The sequence below is a fragment of the Litoribaculum gwangyangense genome (assembly GCF_039543505.1).
In the GTDB taxonomy this organism is placed as follows: Bacteria; Bacteroidota; Bacteroidia; order Flavobacteriales; family Flavobacteriaceae; genus Litoribaculum; species Litoribaculum gwangyangense.
In genome coordinates, this window is the sequence record NZ_BAABJW010000004.1 from 523,272 (window position 1) to 543,713 (window position 20,442).

Annotated in this window: 18 protein-coding genes and 1 pseudogene; 15 read left to right on the top strand and 4 right to left on the bottom strand. The window is 35.7% G+C overall.

All coding sequences use genetic code 11. The annotated features are described in order from the left end of the window. The first annotated feature begins 55 nt into the window (after nt 1-55). From ABD963_RS13580 to ABD963_RS13650, 15 genes and pseudogenes are all read left to right on the top strand, one after another. The gene (locus ABD963_RS13580) at nt 56-1,222 is read left to right on the top strand and encodes a glycosyltransferase family 4 protein (RefSeq protein ID WP_345277699.1); all 1,167 of its coding nucleotides are present in this window, start codon (nt 56-58) and stop codon (nt 1,220-1,222) included. A gap of 85 nt (nt 1,223-1,307) precedes the next feature. Further along, nucleotides 1,308-2,264: a glycosyltransferase family 2 protein gene (locus tag ABD963_RS13585; protein ID WP_345277701.1), complete on the top strand. Its 957-nt coding sequence runs from the start codon at nt 1,308-1,310 to the stop codon at nt 2,262-2,264. Nucleotide 2,265: 1 nt separating this feature from the next. After that, nucleotides 2,266-3,090, top strand: coding sequence for a glycosyltransferase family 32 protein (locus ABD963_RS13590; RefSeq protein ID WP_345277703.1), 825 nt, complete (start codon nt 2,266-2,268; stop codon nt 3,088-3,090). A 28-nt stretch (nt 3,091-3,118) separates the two neighbouring features. Next, nucleotides 3,119-4,093 (top strand): glycosyltransferase family 2 protein, encoded by a 975-nt coding sequence (locus ABD963_RS13595; RefSeq protein ID WP_345277705.1) that lies wholly within the window; start codon nt 3,119-3,121, stop codon nt 4,091-4,093. A 134-nt stretch (nt 4,094-4,227) separates the two neighbouring features. Further along, nucleotides 4,228-4,728, top strand: a complete 501-nt coding sequence (locus ABD963_RS13600; RefSeq protein ID WP_345277706.1) for an acyltransferase — start codon at nt 4,228-4,230, stop codon at nt 4,726-4,728. A gap of 15 nt (nt 4,729-4,743) precedes the next feature. Further along, nucleotides 4,744-5,976, top strand: a complete 1,233-nt coding sequence (locus tag ABD963_RS13605; RefSeq protein ID WP_345277708.1) for a glycosyltransferase family 4 protein — start codon at nt 4,744-4,746, stop codon at nt 5,974-5,976. Next, nucleotides 5,977-7,305, top strand: a complete 1,329-nt coding sequence (locus tag ABD963_RS13610) for a hypothetical protein (protein ID WP_345277710.1) — start codon at nt 5,977-5,979, stop codon at nt 7,303-7,305. It begins immediately after the preceding gene. A gap of 14 nt (nt 7,306-7,319) precedes the next feature. Further along, the gene (locus ABD963_RS13615; RefSeq protein WP_345277712.1) at nt 7,320-8,474 is read left to right on the top strand and encodes a glycosyltransferase family 4 protein; all 1,155 of its coding nucleotides are present in this window, start codon (nt 7,320-7,322) and stop codon (nt 8,472-8,474) included. Beyond that, entirely contained in the window at nt 8,471-9,133 is a 663-nt protein-coding gene (locus ABD963_RS13620; protein WP_345277714.1) for an acyltransferase, read from the top strand. Before ABD963_RS13615 ends, ABD963_RS13620 begins: the two co-directional genes overlap by 4 nt. Before the next feature lie 12 nt (nt 9,134-9,145). Beyond that, nucleotides 9,146-10,357 (top strand): glycosyltransferase, encoded by a 1,212-nt coding sequence (locus ABD963_RS13625; protein ID WP_345277716.1) that lies wholly within the window; start codon nt 9,146-9,148, stop codon nt 10,355-10,357. Nucleotides 10,358-10,527: 170 nt separating this feature from the next. Beyond that, nucleotides 10,528-11,742, top strand: coding sequence for a glycosyltransferase (locus ABD963_RS13630; protein WP_345277717.1), 1,215 nt, complete (start codon nt 10,528-10,530; stop codon nt 11,740-11,742). Nucleotides 11,743-12,210: 468 nt separating this feature from the next. Further along, nucleotides 12,211-12,330 (top strand): annotated as a pseudogene (locus ABD963_RS15360) (putative colanic acid biosynthesis acetyltransferase); the annotation flags it as partial. Nucleotides 12,331-12,441: 111 nt separating this feature from the next. Then, entirely contained in the window at nt 12,442-13,287 is an 846-nt protein-coding gene (locus tag ABD963_RS13640) for a glycosyltransferase family 2 protein (RefSeq protein ID WP_345277721.1), read from the top strand. A 6-nt stretch (nt 13,288-13,293) separates the two neighbouring features. Further along, entirely contained in the window at nt 13,294-13,689 is a 396-nt protein-coding gene (locus ABD963_RS13645; RefSeq protein WP_345277723.1) for a VanZ family protein, read from the top strand. Between the two features lie 8 nt (nt 13,690-13,697). After that, nucleotides 13,698-14,942 carry a WcaI family glycosyltransferase gene (locus tag ABD963_RS13650; protein ID WP_345277725.1) on the top strand — a complete coding sequence of 415 codons (1,245 nt, stop codon included), beginning with the start codon at nt 13,698-13,700 and terminating at the stop codon, nt 14,940-14,942. Nucleotides 14,943-15,247: 305 nt separating this feature from the next. Here ABD963_RS13650 and ABD963_RS13655 read toward each other — a convergent pair whose 3' ends face one another. From ABD963_RS13655 to ABD963_RS13670, 4 genes are all read right to left on the bottom strand, one after another. Next, nucleotides 15,248-17,761, bottom strand: coding sequence for a fibronectin type III domain-containing protein (locus ABD963_RS13655; RefSeq protein WP_345277727.1), 2,514 nt, complete (start codon nt 17,759-17,761; stop codon nt 15,248-15,250). Then, nucleotides 17,758-18,495: a hypothetical protein gene (locus ABD963_RS13660; protein WP_345277729.1), complete on the bottom strand. Its 738-nt coding sequence runs from the start codon at nt 18,493-18,495 to the stop codon at nt 17,758-17,760. Before ABD963_RS13660 ends, ABD963_RS13655 begins: the two co-directional genes overlap by 4 nt. Nucleotides 18,496-18,499: 4 nt before the next feature. Continuing rightward, nucleotides 18,500-19,030 (bottom strand): T9SS type A sorting domain-containing protein, encoded by a 531-nt coding sequence (locus ABD963_RS13665; protein WP_345277731.1) that lies wholly within the window; start codon nt 19,028-19,030, stop codon nt 18,500-18,502. A 729-nt stretch (nt 19,031-19,759) separates the two neighbouring features. Next, nucleotides 19,760-20,442 (bottom strand): T9SS type A sorting domain-containing protein (locus ABD963_RS13670; RefSeq protein ID WP_345277733.1); only part of this gene is annotated, 683 nt, incomplete at its 5' end.

Here is a 20,442-nt window from a genome sequence, read left to right on the forward strand (position 1 = left end):
CAAAATATTTAGTGTTTAAAAATAAATATTTAGATCTCAAATTTAATAAATAAATATGTCAAAATTCAAGATATTATTGGTAATGGGACATCATGCATGGGGAAATACCATGGGTATACCAAAAGTCTTTTTTGACTTAAAAAGAGAATATGAACGCATCGGGCATCATGTTGACACATTATCTTATTATGATTTATATCCTAAAGGGCAAAATAAATTAGCTAGGATATTCGGGCCTACCTTTCCTGAATTAATTTTGAAATATCTAAAAAAGAATGCTTATAAATATGATGTTATTGATGCTAATTTTGAATGCGTTCCATATCCAAAAAAAGCTTTTAATTATGATGGACTTCTTTTATTCCGCTCTCATGGGCTTCCCCAAGTATATGAAATTTATGAAAACAGGCCACCTTACAAAACAATAAATGATAGACTTATAAAAAACATTAAAATAAAAACAAGGTTTGGGAATCTTTACAGATTCTTGGACAGAAAGGTAGGATTAAAAGAACTAAATGCTTCCATAGAGTATGCCGATATTGTACATGTTCTTAATAGTCATGAATATGACTTTTTGTCAAGTGAAGGCGTGCCGAAAGAAAAGCTTGTATTACTCCCTAATGGATTACAAGACACATATATAGAGAAGGCTTCTTCACAAGAGTTGAATAACAAAAAAAATAACATATCGTTCTTGGCATCTTGGACTATTAGAAAAGGCATAACTGAGTTGAATCAAATTTTAAACGAAATTAATTCCCAATTACCCATAGATGAGTTTCATTTGTTAGGTGGAGATCAGCCAGAAAAAGTCGTCTTAAAAGAATTTGAAGCAAACAATTATTCTAAGCTCAAAATCACTCCAAAATTCGAGCAAGATGAATTGATTTCTTTACTATCACCTTCAAAAGTTGGCATTTTTCCTAGTTACGTTGAAGGTTTTGGGTTGGCAGTGGTGGAACAATTAGCCTGTGGCATTCCGGTGGTTGCCTATAATGTTCCTGGTCCTGCTGATATTTTAGGACCCTTAGACTCCTCTTTACTAATTGAATCTGGGGATACTAAGAGTTTGTGTAAAAAAGTTGTGGAGATATTAAATATGACTGATGAAGCATATGAAAAATTAGCACGTCGTTGCAAGGAACGTGCTCAATTTTACAGTATGACTAAAGTTGCTGAAAGTTTTTTGAATGTATACAAAAAACATTTAAAGAATTAGAACATTTTGTTTCAAAGGCTTATTGAGGAGATAATTGATATAACAGGTAAGAATAAAAATGTGTTTATAATATATTTTAAGTTAAATGGTTGAATCAAATTACAGTAGTCCACTAGTTTCTGTGTGTATTCCTATGTATAATGTCTCTGAATACATCGAAGAGACATTGCAAAAAATTTTAAAGCAATCCTACCAAAATATTGAAGTGGTTATAGTGGATGACCACTCCACAGATGATTCTTATCAAAAAGCTCAAAAATTTGAATCAAAAAAAGTAAAGGTATTCAAAAATAAAAAAAAAGGAGGTAATGCCGCCCGTAATTTGGCTTTTGAAAAGTCGAGTGGCGACTATATAAAATTCATGGATTCAGATGATTATTGTTCTGAAACGATGATAGAAAGGCAATTGGAGCGCATGTTAAAAGATGGCACTGAAGAGACGTTGATACACTCACCGTTAAAAATGTTAGAACCAGACGGTCGTATTTATTCGCTTCCCAGATTTATAGATCAAGATTTTGTTCCCGGTATTGAGTTACTAGTGGCTATATGGAACCAAGAAGGATGGAATGTGCCTCATTGTCATTTAATGCATCGTCATCTTATTGTTAAATCGGGTGGTTGGGATGAAACGGTTCTTAAAAACCAAGATGCGGAGTTTTTTGCAAGGGTGGCGGCAGTGGCTGATATGGCATTGTCAGTTGATGACGTTTTTGCCATTTGGAGGCAAACCAAAAAAGGCGTGAGCACACAAATTTCGGTAAAAGCGTTTGCAACTGTAATAGATACATTTGAGATTATAATTAGGCTTTTGTTGAATTACAAAGATACTCCCGAAATGCGTGAAATATGTTCAAAATATGTCGGCGTTTATGTTTTTACAAACTATCCACTAATAAAACCATTAATGCCAAGGATAAACAGGATGTTAACAAAAAACGGTATTAAATTGATTTTACCCGATCGGAAAGCACTTAATGTATTAAGATGGTTGTTCGGTTGGAAATTGTCCATTAGGATAATAAAAGCATTAAATTTATAGCATGATTCCAAAAATAATACACTACTGTTGGTTTGGAGGTGGGGAAAAATCTGCCTTTATAAAAAAGTGCATTAGCACTTGGGAAAAGTATTTACCAGAATATGAGATTAAGTGTTGGTCTGAAAAAAATTTTGATGTTAGGGCTAATGCATTTGTAGAGCAGGCTTATCTTCAAAAGAAATGGGCCTTTGTTTCAGATTATGCGAGATTCTATGTGCTTTACAAAGAAGGGGGGGTTTACATGGATACAGATGTTAAATTGCTAAAACCATTTCCTGATTTATGGTTTCAGCATGGGTTTTTTAGTGCACATGAATATCATCCAGGTTTGTTTGAGCAGGAGGGAATTAAGTATTTAAATGAAGAATTTTTACCCATAGATAAGGAACAATACATTGATGGATTTTGTATTTTATCAGCCATTATGGCCGCTAAAGCAAATCATCCTTTTTTAAAAGACTGTTTGGAAGAATATCATAATATGTCTTTTTTGAATAAGGAAGGTGGTATGAAAGATACCAACGAAGTTATAATAGCCGCCATATTGGGTAGGGTAGCAGTAAAATATGGCTATAGATATATTGATAAAGAACAAATTTTAAGTGAGGATATGCTGATATTGCCTTCCAATGTTTTGGTGGGTAATTTGACGCTTTTAGACAATAATTCGTATGCCATCCATCTAATAAATGGGAGTTGGTTGGAAAAAAAAGGTTTTGATAAGTTTATGCATAATATAAGAAATAATCATCCTAAGTTGTTTCCAATATTAAATATTATCAATAAGATAAGACTCAAGTTTAAAGGAGTAATAAAAGGAAAGTAATGAATGTTTTATAAGATACCACTTAACCATGAGCGGCATTAGCTTGATAATCCCCACATACAAACGGAAAATAGACTTTGAAAGAACGCTTCATTCTGTAAACAAGCAAATTGAAGATATCAATGAGGTGATTACCATCATTGGTCCTAATGATCTTGAAAGTTTCAATTTAGCTAGTTCGTTTAAAAGTAAATTAAGGAATATGAAGGTCATTCAAAGTGAAAAAGCCAGTGTGGTGCATGCTTTAAATCTGGGATTGCAAGCGAGTACACAAGATATTTTGTGTTTGACGGATGATGATATTGAGTTGCCCGAAGGATGGGCCAAAAGAATAAAAAAAGCATTTAAGGAAAATACAGACATGGGTGCCTACGGAGGACCCGATAAACTTATTTCGGAGGAGCTTAAAGACTTGGCCTATAATCCAGTGAAAGAAGTTGGTTTATTTAGATGGTATGGCATGGTAGGGAATCATCATTTAGGAGTTAAGGAGTCACCCGCGGTGGTGGATGTGTTAAAAGGCGTCAATTTTTCTTTTAGAAGAGACTCATTGGAAGATTTATCCATTGATATGTTTTTAAAAGATCGCGGTGCCGAACAATGTTGGGAAATCGATTTGGTTCAAAAAATCCAAGGCAACGGCTATAAGGTCATTTACGATAATGAAAACTACCTGTTCCATTATATTAGTCAACGTCAACAATATGACCAAAGAAGAGATGTTTTTTCAGTTATAAATTATACCAATATAAAAAATATGGCTTATGTATATGCCAAGTTCAGACCTTTTAATGAAATTTTATTTATCATTTTTTATGGGCTATTTATAGGTACAAAAGTTCAACCAGGTATCGTTAGAGCTTTTACCATGATTAAAAACTATGGTTTAAAAGTTGTATTGGTGCCTTTTAAAAATGTGAAAGCTGTAGGGCTAGGAGTGTTTAACGGATTTAGATTTAGAATAAAAAGAAACGTGTTTGCTAAACATAAAAAAAGGTTTTAACGCTAATAATCCTATTAATTAATTTAAAAGTTGTTATAAGAATGGCAAGTTTAAGATATTTATGGAAAAATCGAGCAAAGTTCTCGGTTACGAGCAAAGCTTTTTACCGGGCGTGGGGCAAACGTTTGTTTCTTATGAACGATTTGTTAAAAAAAAATAGGAGGTATAATCATTTGTTAAAGAGAGGAGCCAATATCAGTAAAATGGCTGAAATTGGTGAAGCAGAATTTAAGGGAAACAAAAGTTTGCTGACTATCGGTTCATTTTCATTCATCGGAAAAGCTAATATAGCATTGCATGATAAAGTAATTATTGGTGATAATGTTTGTATTAATGATGGAGTAATAATACTCACGGCATCCCATGATGTATTTGATCCAAAGTGGCCACACAAGAAAGCTGAAATAACCATAGAAGATTACGTTTGGATTGGCACCGATGCCATGATTCTTCCTGGTGTTCGTCTCGGAAGAGGTTGTGTAGTAGGGGCTAGGGCTGTAGTATCAAAGTCGGTAAACCCTGGTGAAATTGTTGTAGGAAATCCGGCTAAAGTATTAAATAAGAATAGAAACATAGCATTTGATTACAACCCGTGTGAGTTTCTAGCAACTAACAGAGCTTGGTTAATTGGTTAAAATAATAATTAAATAATGAAGATACTCGTCAGTCATCCAACCAGCAATCAAAACAATAGGGCGGTTTTAAGAGGTTTAAAAGACCAGAAGCTACTTTATAAGTTTTATACCTGTATTGCTGTTTTTTCTGGAGGCTTTTTAGACAAACTAAAAACTATAGGCCCTTTAAAAGAATTGTCCAGAAGAACTTTTGATGAAGACTTGAAGAAGGTCACCAAGATGCTGCCATTCAAAGAAACGATGCGATTATTAAGCACCAAGTTTAGGCTAAAAAGTTTAGTAAAGCATGAAACAGGACTATTTTCCATTGATGCTGTGTATCATGATATTGATAAAAAAGTAGCAGATAGTTTAAAAAAACATGCCAAAAACCACCTAGATGCTGTGTATGCCTATGAGGATGGGGCGTATTACTCCTTTCAAGAGGCAAAAAAGCACCATATAACATGTTTATACGATTTACCCATTGGGTATTGGCGTTATGCAAGACAGTTATTAGCTAAGGAACGGGAAGCATGGCCCGATTGGGCGGCGACTTTAACCGGCTTTAAAGACTCCGAACAAAAACTCCAACGCAAAGATGAAGAGTTGGCCTTAGCCGATAAAATATTGGTTGCCAGTACCTTTACAGCCAAAAGCTTAAGGGTCTATCCGGGAAAGTTAGCACCGGTACAAGTGATACCTTATGGGTTTCCAACACCGGTATCCAATAGAGTGTATGATATCAGTAATCGCCCTTTAAAGTTATTATTTGTGGGTGGGCTGTCGCAACGCAAAGGCATTGCCAATATGCTTGCAGCTGTTGATTATTTCGTTCCTAAAGTACAATTAACCATTATAGGAAATAAAAGTACTAACGATTGTGAGGCACTGGATAAGGCCTTGTCAAAACATACCTGGATTCCTAGTTTGCCACACTCTGAAATACTTACACAAATGCTAGCACATGATGTTTTGTTATTTCCATCGCTTTTTGAGGGTTTTGGATTGGTCATCACCGAAGCGATGTCTCAAGGAACGCCCGTTATAACAACCGATAGAACGGCAGGCCCCGATCTTATAGAGCATGGAGTGAATGGTTGGTTGGTGGAGGCAGGCTCTACAATGGCCTTGCAAAGCTGTATAGAGTCCTTAGTTGCCAATCCTGAAAAAATCATCGCTGCTGGAAAAGCCGCTCTGGAAACGGCGAAGAAAAGGCCTTGGTCTGTTTATGGAAAAGAATTAGCAGAAGCCCTATTAAAAACCTAAATGAATACCGAATTATCCACACATAAAGACAGTATTTCAAAGGAAGAAGCCCTATTGAACCTCATTAAAAAAGGGATTTGGCTCTACTTTTTCTTGTTGATTTTTGAAGGGGCGCTTCGTAAGTGGTTTTTACCTTTTTTGTCCACCCCACTTTTAATAGTCAGGGACCCTGTGGCTTTGTGGTTAATTTTTATCTGTTGGAAGCACAACATTATAAAGGCGAATGCTTATGTGTTGGTCATTACATTCATTACCATGCTGTCTTTTGCGGCCTCTTTGATGTTTGGCCACGGAAGCCTAACGGTGGCTGTTTTTGGAGCTCGTATTTTAATCCTTCATTTTCCGGTTATGTTTATCATAGGCAAGGTATTTCATTTGGAAGATGTAATTAAAATGGGCAAGGTGCTTTTAGTTATTGCCATAGGCATGGCAGTGCTCATAGGCTTGCAGTTTTACAGTCCCCAAACCGCTTGGGTCAATCGGGGTATTGGTGGTGATACAGAAGGGGCTGGATTTAGTGGGGCCATGGGGTATTTCAGACCTCCTGGTACCTTTTCGTTTACCACGGGCAATGTCATGTTTTTTAATATGGCGGCCTGTTATATCTTTTATTTTTGGATGGCCAAGGTAAAAACCAACCGCGGACTATTAATCTTGGCTACAGTGGCATTATTGGCAGCGGTACCTTTGTCCATAAGTCGAACTTTGATGTTCTCGATAGCGGTTACGTTTATTTTTACGATTATTTCGGTAACCAGTAAGCCAAAGTTAATCCTCCGTATGGTCATTTTTGCCATATTTGTTATGTTAATTTTAGTTGTACTGAGTAATGCTGAATTTTTTGGAACCGCCACGGAAGCGTTTACCGATAGGTTTGAAACGGCCAATAAAGTGGAGGGGGGTATGTCGAACACCTTGTTTGAGCGTTTTTTTGGCCATATGATTCATGCTATCTCGGGTGGTGATTTGCCCTTTTTTGGTTATGGTTTGGGCATGGGTACCAATGCGGGAAGTGCTTTATTAACAGGAAAATCAGCCTTTTTAATAGCTGAGGCAGAGTGGTTAAGACTTATTGGTGAGATGGGCTTTGTTTTGGGTGTTTTGGTATTATTAATAAGGGCTATTTTTTGTGCCGATATTAGCATAAAAAGTTATCAAAACATCAAGATGGATAACATTTTACCATGGTTATTGCTTAGCTTTGGCATCACGGTTATATTACAAGGACAATGGGCGCAACCGACCATCCTTGGTTTTAGTACCTTGATGGGAGGCTTAATATTGGCTTCCTCCAAAAAAGCGGATGCCAAACCCAATCAGGAAATTTAAATGCATTATTAAACATGACAATCATATTTATAGGCAATTACAAACCCGATAAACAAGAAAGTATGGAGCGTTTTACGCTCATGTTATCAGAGGGCTTTACCAATGCTGGTATGGAAATAAAAATTTGGAGACCTTATGTTTTTTTTGGTATAAAATCCCTAGATCCTTACAAGGGACTTGGTAAATATTTGGGTTATCTGGATAAATGGCTCGTGTTTCCTTTAGTATTAAAATTCCGGATCTTAACAAAAGTGAACAAAGCAAACTCTGTTTTTTATCATGTGTGCGATCATTCCAATGCACCTTATTTAAAATATTTACCCAAAAACAATTCAGGAATTACCTGTCATGATGTATTGGCCATTCGTGGAGCTTTGGGCTATGCCGATGCTTATTGTCCGGCAACAAAAATGGGACAGATTCTTCAAAAGTGGATTTTAAAAAATTTATCCAAAGCCCATAAAATGGCCTGCGTATCCCACCATACAATGTTTCAGCTCAAAGAATTATCTCCATCTGCCTCCTGGAAGAATAAAGAATGGCGCGTGATACATAATGCGTTTAATGCGCCTTTTTACCCCATGCTGCCCGAAGAGTATGGTACATTACTCAAACCTTTTGGTATGGACAAAGCGGATGAATTCATATTACATGTAGGATCTTCGCTACCCAGAAAAAATAGAAAGCTTTTAATAGATATGCTTAAAAAATTGGAAGGTAAATGGCATGGTTATGTTTGTTTTGCTGGTGATGTTTTAGAGAAGGAGCTCATGGATTATGCGACACATTTGGGGTTAAGTCACAGAGTCATGTCTATGGAGCGACCAGAACATACGGTGTTGGTTGCTTTGTTTAGTGCTTGTAAGGCATTTGTGTTTCCCTCATTGTCCGAAGGTTTTGGATGGCCACTGATAGAAGCCCAAGCTTGTGGCGCTCCCGTAATTGCCAGTAATTTAAATCCTATGCCAGAGGTGAGCGGTGGCGCCGCGATACATGCAGATCCTCTGAATCCTCAATTGTTTGCAGAAGCGTTTCTAAAGTTGCAAAACGAGTCTTTTAGAAATGAACTTATCGAAAAGGGTTTTGAAAACATTCAAAGGTTTTCAAACGAGCAAATGATACACGGCTATTTAGATTTATTTGATTTAAAAAAACAAGAGCAGTCATGATATTAAAAATTATAACAACTTTAATGCCATGGAAAATACGGCGGTTTTTGCTTCAACGATTATATGGTTTTGAAATAAACCCAACCGCTCGCATAGGCCTGTCATGGATATTCCCAAAAAAATTGGTGATGGGACCGCACACCAACATTGGTCATTTTACTGTAGCCGTAAATTTGGATTATATACAAATGGATGCCAATGCAACCATAGGGAGAACCAATTGGATTACAGGGTTTCCAACACATACCGATTCGGCACATTTTAAGCATCAACCAAATAGAAAAGCAGAATTGTGTTTAGGAGAATCATCGGCCATTACAAAAAACCATCATTTAGATTGTACGAATTCAATTAAAATTGGAAAATTCACGACTATAGCAGGTTATAATACCCAATTTTTAACCCATTCCATCAACGTTTTAGAAAACAGACAAGATAGTGCGCCCATAACCATAGGCGATTATACATTTGTAGGGACTAATTCCGTCATTCTTAATGGGGCCGTTTTACCCTCGTATTCTGTTTTGGGTGCTAAATCCTTATTGAATAAGAAGTTTAACACCGAATGGCGGTTATATGGAGGCGTGCCTGCCAAAGAAATAAGTGACATACCAAAAACGGCAAAATATTTTTCAAGAAAAGACGGATTTGTAAATTAGAAGTAAAAAGCCATGACCAGCAAAAAGATTTTACATGTTGTAAGTAGTATGGATCCCGTTTTAGGAGGCGTTTGTAAAGCAGTACGCATCATTGCAACGAGCTTAATACAACAAGGCATTGTAAATGAAGTGGTGTGTCTAGACCATCCTAATGATGATTTTGTTACAAAGGAAACCTTTAAATTGTATGCTCTAGGTAAGCATAACAATCCTTGGGGTTATCATCCTAAGTTACTGCCATGGCTCCAAGACCATATTCATAATTATGACTATGTGATTGTTCATGGGCTCTGGTTATATAATTCGTTCGCGGTTTATAAGGCGTTTAAAAGAAACCAACGGGCTTTAGGGTTAAAGCATCAAAAACACCCCAAATATTATGTGATGCCCCATGGGATGTTAGACCCCTATTTTCAAAAGGCATCGGGCAGACGACTAAAAGCTATTAGAAACTGGCTGTATTGGAAAGGCATTGAAAATAAGGTAGTAAATTATGGAGAAGGCTTACTATTCACTTGTGAAGAAGAGCGGCTATTGGCCAGAAAACCCTTCCATCCTTACCATCCTAAAAGCGAATTGGTCGTAGGCTTGGGGGTAGAGGCACCACCCATGTATCAACCGCCAATGGATGCTGCCTTTTTCAATAAATGTCAAGGTTTGGAAAAGAGACCCTACCTATTGTTTTTAAGTCGGATACATGAAAAAAAGGGGGTGGACCTATTGTTAGAAGCTTATAAAAAGATAAGGGATAATCCATCGAATAACACCATTCTGCCTGCATTAGTCATTGCCGGACCGGGAGGTGATTCTGAATATGGAAAGAAAATGATGAAGTTTGTTTCGGATGATGAGAAATTAAAAGATAGTATTTTTTTTCCAGGCATGCTTGCCGGAGATGCCAAATGGGGTGCCTTTTACAATTGTGTGGCTTTTGTACTACCAAGCCATCAGGAAAATTTCGGAATTGCCATAGTGGAAGCTTTAGCATGTAAAAAACCCGTTTTAATTTCTAATCAAATCAATATTTGGAAAGAAATTGTGGAAGGAAAAGCAGGCTTTGTGAACGATGATACCTTAAATGGAACCATAACACTGTTAAATAGGTGGATGGATGGATCATTTAATGATAAAAGTGTGATGGCACAACAAGCAGAACATTGTTATAAAACATGTTTTTCAATTGAAGCCTTGATTGATAATTGGACAACCAAAGTCTTAACATAAGAATAACTGTTGATGCTATTAAATTTTAAAAAGTAAAAATAAATGACCAATACAGACACCTTTTCCGGACCCTCATTCAGCCTTAAAAACCGCTTGGCGCGTGTTTGATTCACCAATTGAATATTTGGGATGAGCATAAATAAAAGTAGTGTTAGAATAAAATTTAAATTATGAGAAATATTTTGTTTATTATTGGAACTTACCCGTCCTATGGTGGGACAGAAAAGGTTACTACGGTTCTAGCAAACGCTTTTGCAAAAAGAGGCCATTCGGTTTCAATTGTTTCTTTTGTACAACCAAATCCGGAATTAGGAGAAGAAGAATTGGAACCATCCATTCAATTGTTTGCATTAAATTATCCATTACGCAAAAAATCAAATATCCCATTACTTGAAGAAATTATTATAGACAAAAATATTGACGTCATCATAAATCAATGGTGTTTACCCTATTATGTTACGTTGTTAATTAACAGGGCTAGAAAGCAAAAGAATTGTATTTTAATATCTGCACTACATGGTGTACCTGATCAAAATAAGCGTTTATTGAAAATTCTTCATTATAAAAATAATACTAATAATTTAATATTAAAGCAATTTTATACCTCTTTACATGCTGCCATGCTATTCTTAACAGGACTAAATCTTAAATATGTATATATGCAAAGTGATTTATATATTGTTTTGTCAAAAAGTTTCATAGACATTTTTATTAAACTATCTAAAATTAAGAATAACAATAAATTGATATCAATAGCCAACCCTATTACAATAGAAGCTCCTTTAACTTTTAATAAGAATTGTCAAGAATCTAAAAAGAATGAAATATTATTCTTAGGCCGTATGGATTATGTTAATAAAAGGGTACATCGCGTTGTTGAAGCTTGGGAACAGATATACAAAAAGTATCCTGATTGGAAATTGGTGTTAGTTGGAGATGGTCCTGAGAAAAATACATTAGAGTCTTATGTAAAAAGTGAAAATATAGAAAGGATATTTTTTGAAGGTTTTAAAAAAGAGGCTCCTATAGAATTTTATAAACGTGCAAAAATTTTGATGTTAACTTCCGATTTGGAAGGGTTTGGGTTAGTTGTTATAGAGGGAATGACATATGGGGTAGTACCTATTGTCTACGGTAGTTATTCTGCAATATATGATATAATTGAAAATGGTAAATCTGGTTTTATAACCACTACGCCTTACAGTAAAGATAAAACAGTAGAGTATCTGAATAAATTAATATCGAATGAAGAATTATACCGAAAAATGTCTGAGGAAGCTTATGATAAATCTCAGCATTTTGCTTTAGATAGAATTGTTGCGGAATGGGAAGGTGTTATTGAAAAGGTTTATAATACAAAAATACGCCATTTAAGTTTTAAATAAAAATACTGACTATTTGAAGAAATAATTAAACTTTATTAACATAAAAAATATTTGATTATGAGTGATTTTGATTTGTCCACCTATAAAGAAGATAAACCATTTTTTGTAAAGAGAATTATATGGATGGTAATAAATAGAACCATTTTCAGATGTATACCAGGAGTTAAACTTTCTTTCGTTAGAAATGGTATTTTAAAACTTTTTGGAGCAACATTTAAGGGATCTGCTCTGATTTATCCATCCGTAAAAATATTTGCACCATGGAATCTTGAGGTAGGGCAACACTCTTGCGTAGGCCCGAGAGTTGAGCTTTATAGTAAAGATAAAATTATTATTGGGAAAAATACAGTGATATCACAAGGCAGCTATATTTGTACGGGCTCTCATGATATATCTAAGTATTTACTTCCTTTAGTAACGAAACCTATTACTATTGAAAGTGGTTCATGGGTTGCAGCTGATGTCTTTATTGGTCCAGGTGTAACAGTTGGTGAGGGAGCTATTGTAGGAGCTAGATCGGCTGTTTTTAAAGATGTCAAACCTTGGACTGTTGTAGGAGGAAACCCTGCTAAATTTATAAAAATGAGAGAAATGAAAAATTAGTTTTTTATGAAATTATTTAAAATGTCTATAAATATTTTAAAAAAAATAACTTGAGAATGTGCCCTAGTAAAGTTTATTATTTATAAGTATTAGAATATGAGGAAAATTTTAGATTTAACCATAGCGATTCCTGTTAAAAATGAAGAAAAAAACCTATTGGGCTGTTTAGAGGCCATTGGGAGCGATTTCGTTAAACATATCGTCATTATTGACTCTGGTAGTACAGATAAGACTCTTGATATTGCAGACTCAAAAGGGGTTTCCATTGTTAATTTTGTTTGGGATGGTAAGTTTCCTAAAAAACGTAATTGGTTTTTACGAAATTATAAGTTGGAAACAAAATGGGTTTTATTTTTAGATGCAGATGAATATTTAACACCAGAGTTTAAAAAGGAATTAAAAGAAACCTTGGAAACCCAGGAAGGAAAGGTTGGTTTTTGGCTTAATTATACCATTTATTTTATGGGAAAAAAGTTGAAGGGGGGGTATCCACTTAATAAATTAGCACTTTTTAAGGTGGGTGCTGGTGAATATGAAAAAATTGATGAAGATACATGGAGTAACTTAGATATGGAAATTCATGAACACCCCATTTTAGTTGGCGAAATAGGCTATATTAAAAGTAAAATAGACCATCGCGATTTTAGGGGGGTGTCACATTACATGACTAAGCATAATGAGTATGCTTCTTGGGAAGCTTACAGATTTATAAAAACCTTTAGCGATGTTGAAGCTAAAGCCAAATGGACTTGGAAACAAAAAGTAAAATATAAACTGATACGAAGCCCATTCATCGGTCCTGTTTATTTTTTGGGGAGTTACTTTTTTTATGGGGGTTGGAAAGATGGCGCTACGGGTTTTGCATTTGCGATACTGAAAATGTCTTATTTTACACAAATTTATTGTAAAATTGTTGAATTAAACCAAACCAAATCTTTTTAAAACTTAATGCGTTATTTATTATGGTTTTTGATAGCTGTTGGATTAATATTGATTGTCTATTTTAGTTGGATAAGCAGTCCCAGACTGGCTTGGAATGCGTATGTGCCAGATTGGATTGCCTATTGGGCCGATAAACAGGAAAACTATAATTTTAGAACAGCCATTCCTTTTGTTTTTTTGGGATGTATCTCTGGAATGTTAATAGTGATGACAGAAGCATACTATTTATGGTGGCTCCGTTCTTGGTTGATGCAGGTTTTATTGGTGTTGATTGTAGAATTGGGACAACTATTCAGGCCTTTAAGGTCTTTTGATATCATGGATATTATTTGGGGTATGGTGGGGTCTGGTTTGGGTTTATTATTCATGTACGCTGTTTCTAAATTATTAAAAAACACATAATAAAAAAAATGGGTAAAAGAATATTATTGATAGGGTATAACTTCTCACCAGAACCCACGGGTATTGGGAAGTATAGTGGTGAAATGATCCATTGGCTAGCCAATGCAGGCTATGATTGTATAGTGGTAACTACGTACCCCTATTACCCCTTTTGGAAAGTGCAAGAGCCTTATCATAAAAATCGATTTTGGTACCTCAAAGAAACTAAAAGTTTTGAATCAGGTGGCAAAATAACGGTGTATCGTTGTCCCATGTATGTGCCTTCAGAACCTACGGGTAAAAAACGCATGCTTTTAGATGTGTCTTTTATGGTTTCCGCATTTTTTCAATTAGTCATGTTATTGTTTAAAAAAAAGTGTCACACGGTTATCACAGTCGTGCCCTCTTTTCAGTTCGGTTTACTGGGCTATTTCTATAAAGTATTTAAAAACTCTAAAACGGTGTATCATATCCAAGATATGCAAATTGAAGCCGCACAGGATTTGAATATGATTACTTCGAAGAAAGTCATTAATATATTATATAAACTAGAACAATTTATTTTTGACAAAACAGATGTGATTAGTAGTATTTCCGAAAAAATGGTCTCCAAAATTGAAGAAAAAGCACAAAAAGGGGTCGTCTTGTTCCCAAACTGGTCAGACACCTCATTTTTTTCTCCAATTTCTGAAAAAGCAATGCTGAAAAAGGACTTTGGTTTTGATGAAAGGGACCAAGTGGTACTGTATTCTGGAGCCATAGGAGAAAAACAAGGTTTGGAGGCTATTATTTATGCGGCCGAGACGTTTAAAGATAGGGCAGAAGTCAAGTTTGTGATATGTGGCACGGGACCCTATAAAAAGAAGCTGGAAGCCTTAGCAAAAACCCTGAATCTAGAAAATGTACTGTTTTTTCCCTTACAACCCATGGAAAAGTTTAATGAATTTTTGAACATGGCTGATATGCATTTAGTCATTCAAAAAGCCAAAGCGAGTGATTTGGTCATGCCCTCTAAATTGACTACCATTCTTTCTGTGGGCGGATTAGTTCTCATAACCGCTAATGAGGATTCTGGAATATATGCAGTAACCAAAAAATACCACATGGGGTTTTTAGTGGATGCTGAAAATCAAAGTGCTCTTAATAAGGGTATTGAAGAAGCCTTAACAAGCCCGGAACGTCTAAAAATTATGAAAAATGCCCGACGCTATGCTGAAAATTATTTGGATATTGATAATGTAATGAAGACTTTTTTGGAAAACATAGCATCATAGGAAAATGTTAAAGCGATCCTGGTCTGCTATTGATTTGCTTGATATAAAAAAAGTCTGTTTTTGTGCTACAACTTAAGAACAGGGTATAATGAACCTTGTCCCTTACATATTTAAACCTAGAATTTATTGGTTTGTCATTTCTACGGATCCATTCCTATTATAAACAGGAGAGTAATGATTAGGTGCGGTAAAAGCTAAATAATATATAATTTTTTTCGTGTCATAGTCCGAATGACATGCTTTTTAAAGGTAGCATGTCATTCTTTTATTTTAAGACTTTGGATTTCAATGCCACAATGGTTTAATTAATGTTTAACTAAAAACTGTGGATACGGGTTTGGGGCTTCATCAATAATAGTGGTTATCACATTGTCTTTCATGGTTACCATAAGCTTGTTCAAGGCAGGAATGTTTGTAAAACTGCTATTGATGTACTGTCCTTGGTTATTGCCCCAGCCACCACCTAAACTTGTAGCTGTAATGATACTGTTTACAATATATTGACTCTGGTTAAAATGTACCTCACTACTCATCAGTTGGTTGCTATCCAAAAAGCTACAGCCCTCTGCCAATAACCCTGTAGTGTTAAAGGTGTATTGTGAAGTGTTTCCTGAAAAATCGCAATTATATAAACTTACACCGTTACCATTAAAAAGGGCTTTATCGGTAGCGTTGCCCCTATTGTTTGTAAAGTCGCAGTTTACAAACTTTGCAAAGTTTTGTCCGCCCATAGTACCCACTAAACCATTAGAGTTAAAGTTACATTCTATCCAAGCGTTTAAGTTGCTTCCTCTAAAAGATTTTATTTGCATTGCGGTGTTGCAGTTTATAAATTGATTCTTATAGAATACCACTTTATCAATGTATCCAGCATCTTGCATCATGTTAAAATCGGGGTCATTTATGTTTTTTGGGTCATTATATATCCCTATACCACAATTCACAAAGCTTAGGTGGTTGAAAAAACAGTTGTCCATGCCAAAAATCTGCTCCAAATGAATCCCAATATTTTGGTTTCTGAATATCACGTAACGCCAATTATTTAAAGCGGTTAATCCCATATAGGTTGGAAAAAACAGGCCTGTACTACCACCCTGTAAAGTTAGGTGCGCTAAATTGATACGGCTTTGTTGGTTTTGTTCAAATTTGTTCACCGTAATCAAAGGAAAATCATCGGTAAGCCCACAAATAACGGTTTTACCCGTACCTGCTCCTATGATACCTCCTTTAAAAGCATCATCACCATTAATGTTGAGTGTACCACTGATGTAAAAAACGCCTTCTGGCAATTGCGCAATGGTATCGGTATCTATTAAATTTTGGATATACGCCCTACTATCGGGTTTACCCACACGCTCTGTTGCCCAATTGGGTCCTAAGGGGTCTGGCAGGGTTTCATGTACGGGTCTGTCTATTGGTTTTAGTTTAGGTTGTAAGATGTTAGCCTTGATTTTATCAATGGTAGTTGGGTCTGTAATGGTGGTACTCACAAGATTGTCATTGATGTAGATGGAGTGGTCATCATAAATACCCAACCCGTATTCTGTGGAAAGTTTCACGTCGTAAACCCCTGATTCTTTTCGGTAAGGGTCTCTTTGGTGATTTTCTTCCAACACAAAAACATTAGTATCAGTTCTGGCAATACTTTTTTCAACGGAGTTATCGGTTATTTTTTTGTTAAAAATAAATAGGTTATCCGCTTGTATGTCCCAGGCAGGTTGTTCACACCCCGCACAATAATCATTACCACCACCGAAATCTGTTATTTTGATGTTGCCGATGTTTTCGGCTTTAAACATGGCGTTTCTAGTGGTTTGGTTTCTTAAATTCCAACCCTCGCTATCAAAGCCTATAAAACTTATATCTTGTATAGCATTTATGTAAGCAGCATCGCCGTTTGGTGTTAAAAAGTTGTTCCAGACATGAAGGTTGCCATAACTTGGGGTTGATGAGTTACCTGATAGTTCTAAAAAACCGCCTTGTGTCATGTGGCGATACACCCTGTTGTTCCTGTAATAGCCACTGGCACTAAAATCTAATTGAATGCCAGAACGAGCAATATTTAAAAAGAGGTTGTCCTCAAGTTGACCACCCGTTGAGCGTATGGTGGAGTTGGACATACAGCTTATAAGTATATTTCTAATGGGCGCACCTTCCAAAAGGTTGACCTTAAAAGGATTAATATTATCAATTACCACATAACTACTTCCTGGCAATACATTAATTTCAGGAGTATTGGTTTCGGTCGGAAACCCGTATATACTTTGGTTGGTTGATAAATTAATAGGGGTACCACTAATCCTGCCATAATCGCCTTTTTCAAGGCGCACGTGGTCATACAAATCTATATAGGCTTGTAAACTGTCTTTTTTGGATAATGGCAATAAAACGGCATCAAAGTATAGTTGTTCGCTCAACATATTAGGTCCATGTGATTTGGTAGTAAAAGCTACTTTGTTACTGTCTTCAGATTCATTAAAAGCGGCATCCAGAGCGCGAACACTCACGAAATAAGGGGTGTCGGGCTGTAAATCAATTTCAGTATAGTTGTTGTAATTGGTAATAGTGTTCGTCTTTACTAACACATCATTGGAATCGTAAATCAAAATCTTGTAATTAGTAACAGCCACATTATCGGTAGCCAATGACCACGACAAATCTACAGTGGTATAGGCTACATTATTGACCACCAAATCAAGGGGTGCCGAAGGGGCTTCAGTATCTGGTGCTTTTGGCTCTTCATCCAATGCATAAAAATAGTTTTGCGAAAAAACGGTTGATGCCGCCAATAAAAAGCATATAATTACGTAATTTTTCATTGTCCTGAAATTATATAAGCATTTGTTGCAGATTTACGTAACAATCCAAAGCGGACGTTTCCAACACGACTGGTAAATACGGCTGTGCCTCCATCAGTATAATTTAAACGAACACCAGCACCCGCCGTAACCGTTAAAATGGCACCATCATGAGCTTCTAGATTTACTGTATCGCCAATTTCCATGGCTGAAAAGTTGGAGGTTAGGGTTAAGGTAGAAGAATTGGTGCAGGCTATGGTATTGTTAATGTCCAAATTTGCTATATTTCGTGAGTTAGTCAAAGGAATAATTGCTGCCCTGTAAGGGGATGCTACGATGTTTCCTGTAAAGCTTTCAGCCGATTTGGCGTGAAGGGCATAAGGCACACTCAGCAGTTGGCTAACACCCGTAATGGTGTAATTGGAACTGCCCGTTACATCTACCTGGGTCTCAACAAAATAGGGACCTTGTTCCCATGGAATGCTGCTAAAATTTCCTTGAACACTATTTCCAGTGCCTATTTCCAAAGATACCAAACCATTACTATTGGTTCTTTCGGAATGGGTCTCTTCATAAACTACGTTGCCAGTGGTGCTTCCTTGGCGAATGAGAATTTTAAGGCTTACATTAGAGCTTGCCAATAAAGTGTTGTCACTTGCTCTAATGATGGCTTGATAGCTCATTTTTTCAGGCGTTTGTGCCAAAACGGATAAGGTGCAAATGAAGCATACAAAAAGTGTGAATAGGTATTTCATGGTGTTATTTTTTTACAATTTTGATGGTTTTGAATAGTTTTTCTTGACTATATACTTGAAGTAAATATATGGAAGCGCTTAAAGGGCTTAAGTCTATAGAGGTGTTGGTTTGTGTTATGACCTGTTGTTTTAATAATTTGCCCTGATAATCATAAAGTTGGTACGAGTTTAAATCGTTATTGAAATTAAAACCATTCGATACTAATGTCACATGATTATTCGTAGGATTTGGATAAACAAGAATATTAGCATTGGGAGCCATGGGGTCTTCAGGAACATCAATATCTTCATTATTGGGGCGTTCTTCTATCAGGCTTTGTTGTATTCCTTCTGTAACAATGTGCGTTGCGTCATCGATTTGGGAGTAAAAAACCTGACCGATGGAGTAATTGAAAATTCCATCATTTCCAGATAAATCTTTGCCAGAGGTATTTATGGAATACATAAAAGCATTGTTTTGTGCAAAACTACCCATTGTAAAAAACATGAGTAATAGAATGATTGAGGTGTTCTTTTTAAAGTAGGTATGCTTCAAAATTATTTTGGGTTAAGTAGGTTTTGGAGCGAAATTATTGAAACACAAAATAAAATCGATGAAATAATATTTATTTTCGACGAAATACAAATATAAATTCGATGAATGGCATTTTTATGAGAAAGCACACTATTAATTTATGGGGTTAATGTAAATACGATATCCATTATCATATGGATGTTATCGATTTTAAACTTTATCATTAATGTATGGCTTAAATGGTCTAGTGCTGTTGGATTTGCAAATATAAAGTTTTGCTAAAGGATTACCTATTTATGTGTAAACTTGTTGATAAGTAAATATTTTGTTTATAAATATTTTTATTTAAAAATCTGAATATCAAATTTTTAAATAAACTTAAAACATAAATTTATACCATATTGTTAGTAAATTATGCTAAATTCAAAATAGAATGAAGTAAAAATTAAGTACTTGGAACCTGAGATTTATTGGTTTGTCATTTCAACAGAGTGATCACTTTATTATCGTGAGATACTGGACGTCCTATAATGAGGATTCCTCATATTTCGATTGGAAAGACAAAAAAATTTTTAATGATAATCAATTTTTAGCAAAGCTTTTAAATCGTCTTTAGGTTAAATTATGTTGTTTGAGGACTATCTAGTTTCGTCATGTTGAAATTAAAAAATGCGCTGCCTAAAATTTATAATTTTAATCCAGCGCATCAAAGTCTTTTTTTAATAGCTACATAGAGTTTATTTTTTTAAGTTATTTCACAACAAACCGTTCAATACGTGTCCAATCAGAGCCTTTAACTTCCAAAATATAAAGACCACTATCCAGTTCAGATACTTTGAATTGTTCGAAAGCCTGAAGTTCATTCATTCGTTTTGTTTTGGTAGAAATAAGTTTACCTTCTATGCTGTAAATACTAATATTTAAATTCCCCTTGTGCTCCTCATCTACAAATATATCGGCCGTCAACATTTGGTTTTTTCTCACGGGGTTTGGATACACCATCACTTTGGTTTTGAAAATATCAAAGTCCACTTCAACATCGTATGAATACATCTTTTCACCCTCTGTTGTGATGGCTACTACTCTATAAAATGATTTTCCAATTACTGGATTGTAATCATTACCTGAGTATCCTACCTTTTTGTTCGATTTAATACTGGGTTGGTCGCTAACAATCGTATAATGGTGTCCATCTACCGAGCGTTCTATAACATACATATCAATGCCCATGTCGTTGGAAGTTTCCCATAGAATATCAATCATATGGGTGCTATTAATAGTTGTAACATCCATAAAATTAAAGACTTCTTTAGTGGTATTTGTTTTTAACGCTACTGTGTTTGTTGTGTTGCCACACGTGTTCAGTACGGCGCCAGCCCAGTCGGCATGGTCGAATGAATCGGAACCCATATCGTGGACGACAAGGGTAAGGG